We start from the raw sequence: 14,701 nt of genomic DNA on the forward strand, positions 1-14,701 counted from the left end.
AAAGAGAAAGATCCAAATTTACTGATTATTTAAATTGATCTATATCTCAGGGTCTTGCAATGTTTGTAATGACAACGCTCCGTATTTCAGTAGGCTTAAACTAGACGAACTAGGCAAAGCTAGAAAGATGAACAATCTCAGAAGTATTTTCACTACGATCATTATTTCAATATCATTTTCTTTGATGGGATGCTCTGGCAATTCCCAAATAAACGGAACTCCTGCACTTTTTGAAACGAAAGCAGAAGCCGAAAAAGCAGCAAAAGATTTCAATTGCACCGGAGCTCATAAAATGGGAGACAAATGGATGCCTTGTAAAAGTCATGCAGATCATGAGGAGAAAGGCAATCATGAATCTCATACTGGACATCACCATCATCACTGATATTTACAGATAATGAAAAAATCAAATAATACTGATCAGAAAAATCCCGAAGGTCCTTCCCATTGCGGAAGTAAGCCAAAAAAAATTGCATTTGGGATTGCACCACTAGGATTTATATCCATTGGAATTGTTCCGATGGGAATTATTACGATTGGGATTGTTCCTATGGGTGTCGTTTCTATAGGTGTAGTAGCCATGGGAGTCGTAAATGCCTCAATAGTAGGAATGGGTATATTCTCTGCAGGGATAACAACTATGGGACTAAAGGTATGGAGTCCAGAGAATAATGCTATTCAGGAGTCAATCAATCGTTCATATTCTCCTTCTTCAAAAAATATATATGCTTACCCAACTAAATCTCAGGCAGAAATCGAAGCGAAAAAAATCGGATGCATTGGTGTTCATAAAATGGGTAAATTATGGATGCCTTGTGCAACCCATATCAATCCTGACTGATACTTAGGTTATTAAATCTAGAATCTTATTATTAAATTAGAAATACATCTAAAACAAACGGAACCTTATTAAACTGTTCATGACAACTTAAGTTTTAATAGCATTCAAAAAGTAATCAAGTTTTACCTAAGAATAGATATCTTCAACAAGAGTTTGCCCCTTTTCGCAAATTTGTTGCTGCGAGGGAAAATCCTTAACGGAACAGCAACACTGACCTCTAGATGAATTATTTATCCAATTAATTATTCCTGTTCTAATTGGTTGAGGGCATATCTCTCCCTCTTTCAGATGATTAATTTCATCGCCTGTTAAAGGGTCGCCATGTTCAAAAAAAAGAGATTCTTTAAGTCTAAATGAAAACCTCTCATCCCATTGATCAAAACAGTTGATGTGATTGATAAAATCATTCCATGCTTCTTTTATTGTTTTATATCCTTTCCTTTTCGACTCTTTTTTAAAAACAGCCTTGACAAATTCATTAAAATTTTTCAGTTCAATAGATGTAAAAGATGGGTTTTTTTGAGTTTGAGGATTTATTAATTGAATATTTTTTTCTATCGCTTGAAGCCTTTGCTCAATCATTTGAAATCGAGAATCTATCGATTCAACCGGAAGATTCTCAATTTGATTAACAAAACAATCAGAAACATAACAAACTAATGACTTGCCAGAGAGCCTGGCACTCTCTTTAATCTTCTCTAAGAGTTTTGGGTCAATACTTACGTTGAGTTGAGTTCTCTTCATGAGTTAATCAATTAGAGGCTGGAGTGTATTAAACCGATAAATTTATAATATTGAATCCAAAACGAAATCGTTAGTATTTTCAAATTTCTTGATCTAAACCAATTGTTTTTAACTCTCTCAAGAGAGTACTTCTCTAACTAAAAATATTTAAACATCAATCTATCTATTCCTTGGCAGCACAATCAATGAAATCACACAAAGAACACTAATTAGAGGCCCAGGAGGCAAATTTAAGATCATAGCGAGCGAAAAACCTATTAGTGATAAAACTAATCCAAACGTTGAAGATCGAACCATCGCAATCCACAGCGATTTCGCCTTTTGTAACCCCAACAAAGTTGGGGTTGAAAGTAAAGCAATAACAAGAATGATTCCCACTGCTGACATCGAGCTGACAATGACAAGTGCAGTTGTAAAGCCAAGAGCTAAATTCAAAAAAGATACATTCACTCCACTTGCAGCAGCGCCTTCAGGATCTAAACCAATATGAACAAGTTTGTCGTAACCAAAAATCAATAAGGAAATAAATGCCGAAAAAGCAATCAAAGTTCTAAACAAATCGCTAAAATTTGCAGTTAGTAAATCTCCAAATAAAACAGCCTCCAAATCAATCCTGATCCCAAGTAGAGGTATAAGAAGAACACCAAGTCCCATCGAGCCAGCAAGAATTGTATTCATCACAGCTTCATAATTTTGATTTTTTTTATTTGTCAAACTTTCTGCTGCAATAGCTCCCACCAAACCACTAATGACTCCACCAATAGAAGGATCCATACCAAGCGCCATAGCCAAGGCAAGTCCAGGCAGAACACAGTGTGAAATTAAATTAACTTGAAGCAGCCTTTTATGCGTAATCAATACAGTTCCCATAGAAGGACAAAGCACTCCTGAAAAGGAAGTGATCAAAAGAGGAATTATCCACCAATTCGTATTGATAAAAGACATTAAGCAAATGATTCAGTATGGTCAGTATTAGAGATCAAATTAAGATCTTGATAATGAGTACCAGCAAACCTGAAATCACCAAGCGACAAGAACAAATTCTCAATGAACTTAAGAAATGTACCGATGAACTGAGCGGGCAAGAACTGCATAGAAAACTGCATAACGGTGAAAAAGCAATGGGTCTGACCACTGTCTATAGAAACCTGCAAGCACTAGTCAAGCAAGGTTTGATCAGATCGAGACATCTTCCTAACGGTGAGGTTCTTTATGCTCCAGTCGAAAGAGATATTCATCATTTAACTTGTGTAAGTTGTGGAGAAACTACTCGATTGCAGGGATGTCCCGTCAAAACAGTAGATATATCGAAAAAAGTGTCTAATAAATTTGAACTGTTGTTTCATACCCTTGAATACTTTGGAATCTGCCAGAATTGTTCTAAAGAATTGAATGCTTGATAAGCTAAATGATTATTAATCACACTTATATTTTCCACCTCAAATAATTAATTGAACTAAGTTTTTCTTGGACTTCTTGAGGGTTCCCAGAGGCCAAGATAATCTTATCAAGAACAATAACCTTGTCATAAGCATTTAAAGAAGTACCCCAATCGTGACTACTGACAAAAACTGTCAACCCAGAATCGGCTAACTGACGAATAATTATCAGAAAATCTTCTTTTGCCGGTGGATCGAGCGCGGAACAAGGTTCATCAAGTAAAAAAATAGTGGCTGGATTCATCAAGGTTTTAGCGAGTAATGCTCTTTGTTGCTGACCACCCGATAAAGCATCTAGTCGTCTTTTCGCTAAATGCGATATTCCAACACGTTGAAGGGCAGCCTCAAGCTCACAACAAGTGGATTTCGAATGATTCACTCGACCTAAAGCAACTAATCCTTCAACAGTTATAGGAAAACTCCAATTTAACTTTCCCCTTTGAGGCATTAAAGCAACTTGAGCTCGATTATTAATTAATGGTTTTCCACCAACAGTGATTTCTCCTTGATCTGGTTTGCTGCTCCCTTGCAGCAAGCTTAATAATGTGGACTTACCTGCACCATTTGGGCCAACAAGGGCAGTCAAAGTTCCTGGTTCCAGCTTAAGAGAAACTTTATTTAAAGCAGGTGGGATTTGAGTTGAATAAGAATATGTAAGATTTTCAGCATTCAAACAAGGCATCAGTTAAAGGATTTGCTGACAAAAAATTATTATATACTTGCCAGGGTAAAACTAAAATGATTATCATTTTCAAGTATGTTTTTTGTGTGAGGACACAATGAAGCTTTTTCAGTGTTTACTGGTAGCTCCTGCTGCCTTGGGCCTAATGGCTCCTGTTGCAGTTAATGCAGACACTGCATTCTCATCAACCACAACTCTTGGTGGTGGTGCTGTTTTTACAGTTGGTTCTGTAGCGAATGGTGGGACATCTGATACGGAAGAAGAGCTTTATATGCAATATGCATATGAGCTAGAAATCAGCTCTAGTTTTACTGGTGAAGATCTACTTTCGGCAGGCATTGAAGCAGGTAATGCCAGTGGTCCACTCGCAAGCATGGATAGCGCTGTAGAAGACGGTGCAACTCTAAAAATATCTTCTCTTTTCTATGCTTTTCCTGTAGGAGATCTAGAGGTAACTGCTGGTCCTTTGGTTGCCCAGGATGATGTTCTTGCTGCGACAACTTCAGCATACTCGGGAAGTTTCAGACTGGGAGCAATGCCTTTCTCTGAGGCTGGTGAAGAAACTGGTCCTGGTGTTGCTGTTGCTTACTCTAACGACAACGGTGTTGTCGCCTCTGCAAGCTTAATATCCGTGGGTGGTACTGATTCAACAATTGGAATTGGGGCTGACAATGGTGATGATGTAACGACAGTAACTCTTGGTTATGACGGCGAAGGTTTTGGTGGTGGCCTTGTAATCGCTTCTAACGACGGTGAAGGAGGAACAACAGGATACGACACATTTGGAGGTGGTATCTACTACAGCCCAGAGTCAATTGATGCGACGTTCAGCGTTGCTTATGACACAACAGATCCTGAAACTGGTGCAGACCAAACAGACCTGTTTGTTGGTGTTGACTTTAAAGTTGGCCCTGGAACATTGAATGCTGCTTACAACTCAACTGATGTTGATGGCAATGACTCTGAAGATTCGACAGGATTTGAAATTTCCTACACTTATGCATTGAACGACAATGTATCAATCACTCCTGGATTCTTTTCTTTAGAAGATACGAGTACTGGTGATGATGACAATGGTGTTGTTGTTGAAACTGCATTTAGCTTCTAAGCACATAGAAACCTAAATTTCTCAAAAAAGCTCCTGCCCATTGGATAGGAGCTTTTTTATGTGATTCACTCTGGCAAAAATTTGCGATTGAGGATTTACCAGCTACTAATGCATTTAAATTAATCCCAGATTTACTAGAGCTTTCAAAGCATTCCCTGACATAAAATAAAACGATAATCATTTCCATTATAGTGATTCCATTCGATTTTAAGTTCTGAATGTTTAGAGGTCTTTGGAAAGCTGACTCAGCAAAAGGATTGGGTGCGAGATTACTTCTTAGTGGTTCTCTTTCTGCTGGTTTTATTTTTACAATTGGTGCTAATCAAAGTGCACAGGCAAATTCAAAATCAATTGTTGCTGTAGAGCCATTAGTTTGCGATATTGTTTCCGCCATTGCACCACCCTCTTCGCCTGTCACCTGCTTAATTGACAGAAAACAAGATGTTCATGATGTCAAAATCACTCCGAGACAAGCCCAAATCCTAAAAAGTGCCAAGCAAGTATTTACTCTTGGTTCAGAGATGACCCCTGCAATCAAAAAATGGTTAAATAATCCCTTAACTGTTGTTGTCGGCGTAAGTGCAATAGATATAGACAATCATGATGACCACGATGATCATGACGATCATTCAGCTGCGAAACATGGCGATCATGATGACCACGATGATCATGGCGATAGCCATGGTGAAGGAGCTTTTGAATGGGCTGGTGTTTTTGATCTTCCAGCAGGAAAATACAAATGGTCTTTTGCCAAAGTCGAAGGAGACTATGCTGATCCTGCAATGAAAATGGTTATTCTCAATTCTGGTGATATCGAAGCATCAGAAGAGCTTGCTAAAGAATTATTAGGATCTAAGGATTCAGAAACCAAACGCAATAATGACAAACTTGTTGCGCAGGAAAAAGCATATTTTCTCTCATTTAATGAGAAGAAAGACGTCACAACATTTACTGTAGAGATCAAAAAAGCTGGTAAATATACGTTCTTTACCGAGCATATGCCTTTTGAGTTTGAAGCCGACGAACATTTCTTTAAGGATGTTTCAGGTGACGATATTGAAGCGATAGCTCAAGTCCCAGATGAAGGAGATCATCATCATCATCATGACCATGGTGGGCTAGATCCTCATATCTGGCATGACCCTCATAACATCATCAAGATGGGAAATGTCATTTCTAAAAATATCAACAAGAAAATTTCCTTCTTTGATAGAGAAACAAAAAAAGTATTAGAAGAAAGAACTCAAAACGTTAATTCTATTTTAGAAGATCTCGACTTATGGATTCAAAAACAAGTTGCCACAATTCCTACTGACCGAAAGACAATCGTTTCTAAGCATAAAGCGATGGAATATTACGGAGATGCATTTGGCTTAAAAACTTTGAGTCTATTAGATGTCCTTGGAGATTCTTCCAGCCTTAGACCAGAGACTATTTCAACGGTAATAGCTGAGCTCAAAGAAGAAAACGTGAACGTGTTATTCGCGGAGCAAAAGCCTCCTTCCAAGCTATTGAAAAACTTAAGCAGACAAACTTCCACTCCTATCGCAAGAAATCAAATCTTTGTTGATGGTCTAATGCTTGAAGGGAATACTGTTTCAGTCGCTGTACATAACACGTGCACTATTGTTAATTCACTTGGTGGAGAATGTGATGAGAAAGAGGGCGATGAACTTGAGGGTAGATGGAATACTTTAATCAACCCTTAACTTTCACAGATCAAATACTGTCTACTTTAAAAAAATTAACCAGTATTAAAAACCAAGATGTTTCCAAGCAAAGGTTTTCAAGCTTATAAACAACACTGGGAAGAGCAAGCAAGTTACATGGATAAACCACCATGGGATCAAAACAAGGTCTTAAAACTTACTATCTCAACTGATTTCGATGACAATCTAAAAGAACTTGAATTTTCAAACCATTCGCTTAAGAAAGAAAATGGAAACATACATTAAAATTAAAAATTCCATACAATGATTTTGAATCAAAATCACTTGAATTATTAGGTATTAAAGAGTATTGGGTAACCGATATTTCTATTGATAACTCACATTGTTCAAATCGTTAATTAAAGAAAATGAACAACAAGCAAAAAGTACCAGTGACAATACTGACTGGTTTTCTAGGATCAGGCAAAACGACTCTACTTAATCGAATTCTGAGCGAAGAGCACGGTAAAAAAATAGCAGTTATTGAAAATGAATATGGTGAAGTTGGTATTGATCAAGGATTAGTAATCAATGCTGATGAAGAGGTTTTCGAGATGTCGAATGGTTGCATCTGCTGCACCGTCCGGGGAGATCTTATTCGTGTACTAGGAAACCTAATGAAGAGACGAGACAAGTTTGACTATGTATTAGTTGAAACTACTGGGCTTGCTGATCCTGGCCCAGTAGCTCAGACATTTTTCATGGACGATGAAATCCGTGATGAGTTTTCACTTGACGGCATAGTCACACTTGTTGATGCAGCTCACATTGAACAACAACTTGGTCGAAGTGATGAAAGTTCCGAGCAAGTTGCCTTCGCTGACGTCCTTGTTCTAAATAAAACTGATCTAGTTTCAGATGAATCACTCGACAACTTAGAGTCCCGGCTACGCGATATGAATCGTATGGCTCGTGTCATACGTAGCAAACAAGCAGACGTCTCAATTGATACTGTTCTAAATCTCAGTGCTTTTGACCTGGATCAAGTACTTCAGCGACGTCCAACTTTTCTTGAACCAGAGTATCCATTTGAGTGGACAGGTGTGTTTTCACTTGAAGAGGGTCGCTATGCGCTTACGCTCGAAGAAGGTCCAGACCCTACCATGTCTCTTGTCCTATTATTAGACCAAGGCAAGAATGAGTCATCTCTCAACACAGGTGCTGAATCATGCGTAAGACTCTATGCCGAACAAGAACAAGCTTTGCATCCAGGCGACATAGTCCCCGTTGGGAAGCATGTGAGCCTTCAACTTCAATCAGAGGGTACTAAGTCCTTCCTGATGAACATTGACAAGACAAGGGATATAGGTCTATTCACTCAACATACTGCCGAGGAATTCAATTTAAAAATCACGAAAGTAAGCACCTCCACTGCTGATAACAAAAATAATGCTCAAAACACCTCCATAATCTCTCCAATTGCTGAGAGAGTTTGGGTAGCAGAACACGAACACGATGACGAAGTAGGCTCGTTCGCTATCGAGCGAGTAGGTGATGTAGATCCAGAGAAACTAAATAGGTGGCTAAGTCGACTCCTATCAGAGAAAGGTGTAGATATATTCCGCACGAAAGGTTTTATTAGTTATGCGGGTGAATCGAGGCGAATAGTTTTTCAAGGAGTACACATGCTTTTCACAGCTCAACCTGATAAAGAATGGGGCAATGAACCTCGCCGCAACCAACTCGTATTCATCGGTAGAAATCTTGATGAAGCAGAAATGAGCAGGGAGTTTGATAAATGTCTGGTATAGAAGAATTTAGTCCCAAGGGAATGCTTCATGAAGGTTGGTCTGCTCAAGCTGACGACTACGCTATTGCCTGCGGCTGGGCACTTCAAGGTAAAACTTTTTTAGTAGGTGATGTCGCTGGTGGGCTTTACGCATTTGAGGGGAAATCTGGAAAGCTCATTTGGCAAACAAGAAACACGCATAAAGGTGGCTTACTAGCAATGTCTATTCATCCAGATGGAAATACTTTTGCTACTACTGGACAGGATGGACATGTGTATTTATGGGAAAGTCATGAGGGTAAGTCAACTAACAATTTGGAACTTGGGAAAGGATGGGTTGAGCACATCAAGTGGTCCCCAGACGGAAAATTTTTAGCAGTAGTTTTTACTAAATACGTCTATATTTTTGATGAAAAAGGAAAAGAGCACTGGCGATCAAAAGCACATCCAAGCACTGTCAGCGCGATTGCTTGGTCTAATTCAAATGAATTAGCGACAGCATGCTATGGCCAAGTAACTTTTTTTGATGTAGTTAGCGACAAGGTCAATCAAAAGTTGGAGTGGCGAGGCTCACTGGTATCTATGGTGCTTAGTCCAGATGGAGACATAGTGGCATGCGGCAGTCAGGATAATTCTGTTCATTTCTGGCGTCGTTCAACTGATCAAGATTCAGAGATGACAGGCTATCCAGGCAAACCAAGCCACCTAGCTTTTGATAAAACTGGCACTGTTCTTGCTACCGGAGGTAGTGATCGAGTGACAGTTTGGAGTTTTCAAGGCGATGGCCCCGAGGGCACTGTTCCAGGAGAGTTAATTCTTCATACTGAACCCATTTCATGCCTTGCTTTCTCACATAACGGAATGCTTTTAGCTTCTGGCGCACGCGATGGTTCAGTTTTTTCTTGGTTTCTCCAAAAAGATGGTCAGGGTGATCCAGTTGGTGGTGCATTTGCAGGTGACCTTGTAAGCCAAATCGCTTGGCATCCTGATGACACTGCCTTGGCTGCAATAAATGCAAACGGAGGAGTTAAGGTTTGGGGTTTTAAGGTTCGGACAAAAACGGCACCTCAAGGATTCGGATAAGGTCCTAATTTCTAATTTCCAAGAGTTAAACCAGAAGTGCTAAATTACCTGGCTAGAAAATCAATAATTCAACAAGAGGAGTTTTTACTGATGTATAAATATTCCACATAACTTATATATGGTTATATGCCATCAGAGGACTCAATGAAAAAAACAATTATTTGGCTGCACGAATTACTCATTTCAATGGGTAATGCTCTATTTCATCCTTATACAGATAACTCACCTCCAAGTTTTGAGGCACAGCCCTTCAGAGACGACCCATATAAAAACCGAGGAATTGCGTAAGGAAAGGTCTAGCTTTTTTTAATTTCGAAGAGAGGTCCCAATGGGCCTCTTTTTTATTCCTTATTTCCCAAAAGAAAAAGTAACGACCGAACCAAAAAGAATTAGAGAATGTGCTTTAATACTCAAATGAATACACCGATTAAGAAGAAGTTAAGCACTAGCAATCCTGGCGTTAACTTAAAAAAAACTGACAACAAAAAACCCACTTGGCATTTTGAAGTAGAAGGTAGCGGCCAGAGAAAGAGATACTTAAGATCTCTCAAAGACAAGACCGCAGCTTAATTTATAGCCTTTTTACTAAAATCAATTCAACTAAATAAACTCTACTGCCGGCCAATCACGAGGGGCAAATTCCATCTCAAATTTTTATTAAATTGGTACTTTCAATCGATTTAAATTATCCCAAGATCAAAAAACCTTGAAAAAAATCGAATGAATTTAATAGCTAGTTATAGAAATAAAGGTTTTGAATCTGTTGCAGATGGTGTGATGTCGTTTTTCGATCGTCGCACCGACTTGCATCGTGATGGAATCGCATTCAGTAATGGGGCAAACAATGATTCAGATCCTGCAAAGATTTCTACTGATATCAGCCTGGTAGCAATAGATCGAACTGATCCGGAATCATTTGCTTTGTCTGAAGTAATAATAAGAGGAGTCAATGCTGGTCTTCAAAAATACGTTCAAGAACGACCACTTTTTAGCGAATGTGCCCCTGAAAAATCTCTCTTTGTTAATCCCATTTTCAACTTACAACGTTATGCTCCTGGGGAAGGTTTTAAGAAATGGCACTGCGACTGGACTATAAGCGAAGAAGCCACCGAACCAGTTCACAGAGTCTTAGCATGGATTTTGTATTGCAATGATGTCGATTCAGGAGGAACAGAGTTTCATTGGCAGGAATATCATGAGAAAGCTGAACGAGGAAAACTAGTTATTTTTCCCGCTGGGCTAACACATATTCATAGAGGCCGTGTCAATAAGAATCATCCAAAAACCATTGCGACAGGATGGATCAATGCCGGCTCAAGAGATTCATACATTTCTAGACTTGCTCGTTAGCAAATTACTTATTTGATTCGTTTAATTCATCACGGGCTTAGATCTAAATTGATAATAATTTTTAAAGAAGCTTCAACAGATGGAGAATGTATTGTGTATCATCAAACAACGTTCGACTTAATTTGAGTCGCAGTTAGATTCAAGCCATGGAACGGGGACTTGAACAATGAACATCAATTCAATGGCTGAGCTAACTTACAGAGGTCTTAAGTACACACAAACTAAGTCCGCCAAGGGAACACAAGAATTGCACTTGAAATATTGTGGTCATGAAATTATGAGCAAGAGAATCCATGAAGCCATGAAAGCCGAAATGGGTTAGCCAACATTTAAAAATACTTTATTGGCTTTGCAACTTATAATTTTTAATTATAGATTACACATTTTTAATTTATAAAATAAATAATAGATAATTTAGAATCAATAAATACATTTTTAATCTGTTGATTCCTTTAGATATGAATTCTTTTCGTTTCAAGCATGCAATATGAGCCAGGGACAATCGATTGTCATGTATTTTTAGAATGCAAAGAGCAAATAGAAAAAATATTACTTAGATTACACAAAGTAGAAAATACTGAGCATATTCGCGACCAACTTCAAGCTATCTATCAACAAATAGAAGGTATGCATGAATTAAAAAAAGTTAAAAGAAAAAAAAATTCTGTCTAATCAAGAACTAATTACATAAATTTGCAATCTCTATTGACTTTTAATTATTTATTGATTTTGTATCAATTAAGTCTTAACTTATTTACTAAATTAACTATAACTGTAATAACAGAAAACCCGTTCCAAAGTTTTCTGCAAGGAGGTCACAACTACTTGGAAGGGCTGTGACCTCCCTCCCAAATATTCAATTAAAAATAATATTTAAACTCATAGATGATTAATTAAATCCTAATTTTAAAGTACCCCAAAGATCAAATTCACCAAATAAAAAAGCTATAAGAACAAGTAAGAGCAGGTGCTTGTGGATTAAAACTACATGAAGACTGGGGAACCACTCCATCTTGCATTGATTCTTGCCTAAGCGTCGCAGATCAATTAGACGTACAAGTTTGCATACATACAGATACGCTAAATGAGGCTGGTTTTGTTGAAGATACAATTCGAGCAATAAAAGGAAGAACAATTCATACCTTTCATACGGAGGGAGCGGGAGGTGGACATGCTCCCGACATAATAAAAATTTGCGGGGAATCTAATGTAATCCCCAGCAGCACCAATCCCACCAGGCCTTTCACCCTGAATACTCTTGAAGAGCATTTAGACATGTTGATGGTCTGCCATCATTTGGATCCAAAAATCCCTGAGGATGTTGCATTTGCCGAATCAAGGATACGTCGTGAAACTATTGCTGCTGAGGATATACTCCACGATTTAGGAGCCTTTTCTATTATTGCTAGTGACTCCCAAGCCATGGGAAGAGTTGGAGAAGTTATTAGCCGAACTTTTCAAACTGCTCATAAAATGAAAGTTCAAAGAGGAGCATTACCAGAGGACAACAAACGGAATGATAATCATCGCTTGAAAAGATATATATCGAAGGTAACTATTAATCCTGCAATAGCTCATGGAATTAGTTGTCATGTTGGCTCTATAGAAGTTGGAAAACTAGCAGACTTAGTACTTTGGAAGCCAGGTTTTTTTGGAATCAAACCTGACTTAGTTGTTAAAGGGGGTTCAATCGCATGGGCTCAAATGGGAGATGCAAATGCATCAATTCCTACACCGCAACCAGTTCATGGTCGTCCAATGTTTTCTTCCTTTGGAAAGGCAATACATCCAACATGTCTAACCTTCTTGAGTCAGCTTGCAATAGACGCTGGCGTACCAAAGAAACTCAAATTAGAAAGAGGTTTTGCTGCTGTTACGGATACAAGAGAAATATCAAAAAAATCAATGAAGCTAAATAGTGCAATGCCCAATATAGAAGTTGACCCTCAAACATATGAGGTTTTTGCAAACGGAGAGTTTTTAACTTGTGAACCAGCGGAATCGCTACCACTTGCGCAAAGATATCTATTGCTTTGAATAATTAAATACTCACAGAAATTAAGCTGCAACTGGACCTTCTTTTTTAGAAGCAGATACTCTGAGTCGTTGCTCTAAATTTGGCCCATAAGACTCTATACCCCAAATTTCCAAATGAGAACCTTCTGGTGCCATGGAAGAAAAAATTTCTTGGGGGAAAATAGCTCTTTCTATGAAAAATCTATCTGGTCCAATGCATTTCAATATGACCATACTAGAGCTGACATTTTTGTATGAGAAATCAATCATAACGTACTATTATTCGGCGAAATTAAACCAAATAAATAAAAAAGTATTTGTACTTTTTTATACCAAAAACAAAGGTTAAAGTATAAAATAAACCCAAAAAAGTCCGCCACGAACCACCCCTTTAGAGCCGGTTAGCTAAAAAAATAAAAAATTCATGCTATCTGACACAACAAAAATTCGAATTCAAAACATACTGAACATAATAGAAAGTGCTCAATCAGTTACTTTAGAAGAGAGAATTTTACTAACTAAATTATCGAGTATTTCTTTAGTATTATAAAAACGAGTTACTTCTTCTTTGGGTCCTGAGGCTTACTCTATAGATAATGATTAATCATTAGAGTCAAGCAGCTTAATTTTTTAACCTTTTCCTGAATTAGACTACTCCGAACCAAAAAATGGGTATTCCATTAATAATTATTTTCTGATTCTTGTAGGAATATATTATTCAAAAATTTCCATAATAGAATTCAATAAATTAATTTTAAGTTAAAAGGCCAAGGATTCATACAAATCAAAATTGTATTCGCCGTTACTAAATATTTTTTAATAGTGTAATTAAAAATACATCTTATTTAATTGTTAATAACGAAAATAAATTGATCTTAATTTGTGTGAGGACACAATGAAGTTTTTTCACCGTTTGCTGGTAGCTCCTGCTGCTTTGGGCCTAATGGCTCCTGTTGCAGTTAACGCAGATACTGCATTCTCATCTACCACATCTCTTTCTGGTGGTGCTTATTTCACTGTTGGTTCTGTTTCTGACGGCGGAACAACAGATACAGAAGAAGAGCTTTATATGCAATATGCATATGGCCTTGACGTGACATCTAGTTTCACTGGTGAAGACATGCTTTATATGGGCATGGAAACTGGTAATGCTAGTGGTCCATTAGCAAACATGGATAGCGCAACTGGTGGAACAGGTGCTATTACATTGCATTCTTTATATTATGCTTTTCCAGTTGGCGATCTAGAAGTAACTGCTGGTCCTTTAGTTGATCAGGATGATGTTGTTGCTGCAACACCATCTGCCTATTCAGATACTTTCAGACTAGGTAGCATGCCTTATTCTTTGGCTGGCAACGAAACTGGTCCAGGAGTTGGTATTGCTTACTCTAACGACAACGGCGTAGTTGCTTCTGTCAGTTTTGTATCTCTTGGTGGTGCTACTGCAACAACAGGTATCAATTCTGATGATGCTGATGATGTTTCAACTTTCACTCTTGGCTACAACGGTGACGGCTTTGGTGGCGGTCTAGTAATCGCTTCTAACGACGGTGATGCTGGCGCTGGATACGACACATTTGGTGGTGGTATCTACTACAGCCCAGAGTCAATTGATGCGACATTCAGCGTTGCTTATGACACAAATGATCCAGAAACTGGTGCTGATGCAACTGATTTGTTCATCGGTGTTGACTACGAAGTTGGTCCTGGAACACTAAGTGCTGCTTACAACACAACTGATGTTGATGGTAGTGATACTTTAGATTCAACAGGATTTGAAGTTTCTTACACTTATGCATTGAACGACAATGTATCAATCACTCCTGGTTTCTTCACAGTAGAAGATACAAGTACTGGTGATGATGATTCTGGTGTTGTTGTTGAAACTGCATTTAGTTTCTAACCCTGCAAAGTTAAACAAAAAGCCTCCTGTTGAATCAGGAGGCTTTTAAAAATATGGAAAACAAATTTCAGAATTTACTAAATAATAATAACTAATA

The 14,701-nt window shown here is 38.1% G+C and carries 16 protein-coding genes and 2 pseudogenes; 14 read left to right on the plus strand and 4 right to left on the minus strand.

What is annotated here, in order from left to right; genetic code table 11:
• The first annotated feature begins 127 nt into the window (after nucleotides 1-127).
• Both AC6EI0_RS06185 and AC6EI0_RS06190 read left to right on the plus strand, forming a co-directional pair.
• Entirely contained in the window at nucleotides 128-385 is a 258-nt protein-coding gene (locus AC6EI0_RS06185; protein ID WP_498521762.1) for a DUF3721 domain-containing protein, read from the plus strand.
• Between the two features lie 12 nt (nucleotides 386-397).
• Entirely contained in the window at nucleotides 398-841 is a 444-nt protein-coding gene (locus AC6EI0_RS06190) for a DUF3721 domain-containing protein (RefSeq protein ID WP_498521763.1), read from the plus strand.
• A 126-nt stretch (nucleotides 842-967) separates the two neighbouring features.
• Here the strand turns inward: AC6EI0_RS06190 and AC6EI0_RS06195 are convergent, their stop codons facing one another.
• Both AC6EI0_RS06195 and AC6EI0_RS06200 read right to left on the minus strand, forming a co-directional pair.
• Complete coding sequence (locus AC6EI0_RS06195; RefSeq protein WP_498521764.1) at nucleotides 968-1,585, minus strand: hypothetical protein; 618 nt, start codon at nucleotides 1,583-1,585, stop codon at nucleotides 968-970.
• A gap of 159 nt (nucleotides 1,586-1,744) precedes the next feature.
• Nucleotides 1,745-2,530, minus strand: a complete 786-nt coding sequence (locus AC6EI0_RS06200) for a metal ABC transporter permease (protein ID WP_498521765.1) — start codon at nucleotides 2,528-2,530, stop codon at nucleotides 1,745-1,747.
• A 53-nt stretch (nucleotides 2,531-2,583) separates the two neighbouring features.
• Here AC6EI0_RS06200 and AC6EI0_RS06205 point away from each other — a divergent pair, with 53 nt between their 5' ends.
• Complete coding sequence (locus tag AC6EI0_RS06205) at nucleotides 2,584-2,985, plus strand: Fur family transcriptional regulator (RefSeq protein ID WP_498521766.1); 402 nt, start codon at nucleotides 2,584-2,586, stop codon at nucleotides 2,983-2,985.
• Between the two features lie 25 nt (nucleotides 2,986-3,010).
• Here AC6EI0_RS06205 and AC6EI0_RS06210 read toward each other — a convergent pair.
• Nucleotides 3,011-3,616, minus strand: a pseudogene (locus AC6EI0_RS06210) (ABC transporter ATP-binding protein); the annotation flags it as partial.
• 187 nt (nucleotides 3,617-3,803) lie between these two features.
• Here AC6EI0_RS06210 and AC6EI0_RS06215 point away from each other — a divergent pair.
• The 10 genes and pseudogenes from AC6EI0_RS06215 to AC6EI0_RS06260 form a co-directional block, all read left to right on the plus strand.
• Nucleotides 3,804-4,814: a porin gene (locus AC6EI0_RS06215; RefSeq protein WP_498521767.1), complete on the plus strand. Its 1,011-nt coding sequence runs from the start codon at nucleotides 3,804-3,806 to the stop codon at nucleotides 4,812-4,814.
• 218 nt (nucleotides 4,815-5,032) lie between these two features.
• Nucleotides 5,033-6,523, plus strand: coding sequence for a metal ABC transporter substrate-binding protein (locus tag AC6EI0_RS06220; RefSeq protein WP_498521768.1), 1,491 nt, complete (start codon nucleotides 5,033-5,035; stop codon nucleotides 6,521-6,523).
• 57 nt (nucleotides 6,524-6,580) lie between these two features.
• Nucleotides 6,581-6,769, plus strand: a complete 189-nt coding sequence (locus AC6EI0_RS06225; RefSeq protein WP_498521769.1) for a hypothetical protein — start codon at nucleotides 6,581-6,583, stop codon at nucleotides 6,767-6,769.
• Nucleotides 6,770-6,891: 122 nt separating this feature from the next.
• Nucleotides 6,892-8,274 carry a CobW family GTP-binding protein gene (locus AC6EI0_RS06230; RefSeq protein ID WP_498521770.1) on the plus strand — a complete coding sequence of 461 codons (1,383 nt, stop codon included), beginning with the start codon at nucleotides 6,892-6,894 and terminating at the stop codon, nucleotides 8,272-8,274.
• Nucleotides 8,262-9,335 (plus strand): WD40 repeat domain-containing protein, encoded by a 1,074-nt coding sequence (locus AC6EI0_RS06235; protein ID WP_498521771.1) that lies wholly within the window; start codon nucleotides 8,262-8,264, stop codon nucleotides 9,333-9,335. The genes AC6EI0_RS06230 and AC6EI0_RS06235 overlap by 13 nt, the downstream gene beginning before the upstream one ends.
• A gap of 144 nt (nucleotides 9,336-9,479) precedes the next feature.
• Nucleotides 9,480-9,623 (plus strand): hypothetical protein, encoded by a 144-nt coding sequence (locus tag AC6EI0_RS06240; RefSeq protein WP_498521772.1) that lies wholly within the window; start codon nucleotides 9,480-9,482, stop codon nucleotides 9,621-9,623.
• Between the two features lie 432 nt (nucleotides 9,624-10,055).
• Nucleotides 10,056-10,685: a 2OG-Fe(II) oxygenase gene (locus AC6EI0_RS06245; RefSeq protein WP_498521773.1), complete on the plus strand. Its 630-nt coding sequence runs from the start codon at nucleotides 10,056-10,058 to the stop codon at nucleotides 10,683-10,685.
• A 166-nt stretch (nucleotides 10,686-10,851) separates the two neighbouring features.
• Entirely contained in the window at nucleotides 10,852-11,007 is a 156-nt protein-coding gene (locus AC6EI0_RS06250; RefSeq protein WP_498521774.1) for a hypothetical protein, read from the plus strand.
• Between the two features lie 158 nt (nucleotides 11,008-11,165).
• A complete protein-coding gene (locus tag AC6EI0_RS06255) occupies nucleotides 11,166-11,357 on the plus strand; it encodes a hypothetical protein (protein WP_498521775.1) in 192 nt (63 codons plus the stop codon).
• 279 nt (nucleotides 11,358-11,636) lie between these two features.
• A pseudogene (locus tag AC6EI0_RS06260) lies at nucleotides 11,637-12,722 on the plus strand (urease subunit alpha); the annotation flags it as partial.
• A gap of 21 nt (nucleotides 12,723-12,743) precedes the next feature.
• Here the strand turns inward: AC6EI0_RS06260 and AC6EI0_RS06265 are convergent.
• On the minus strand, nucleotides 12,744-12,935 hold the full coding sequence (locus AC6EI0_RS06265; protein WP_498523510.1) for a DUF1830 domain-containing protein: 192 nt from the start codon (nucleotides 12,933-12,935) through the stop codon (nucleotides 12,744-12,746).
• A 661-nt stretch (nucleotides 12,936-13,596) separates the two neighbouring features.
• Here AC6EI0_RS06265 and AC6EI0_RS06270 point away from each other — a divergent pair.
• Nucleotides 13,597-14,604 carry a porin gene (locus AC6EI0_RS06270; RefSeq protein ID WP_498521776.1) on the plus strand — a complete coding sequence of 336 codons (1,008 nt, stop codon included), beginning with the start codon at nucleotides 13,597-13,599 and terminating at the stop codon, nucleotides 14,602-14,604.
• Nucleotides 14,605-14,701: the final 97 nt, after the last annotated feature.

This window comes from Prochlorococcus sp. G5PB11 (assembly GCF_059772425.1).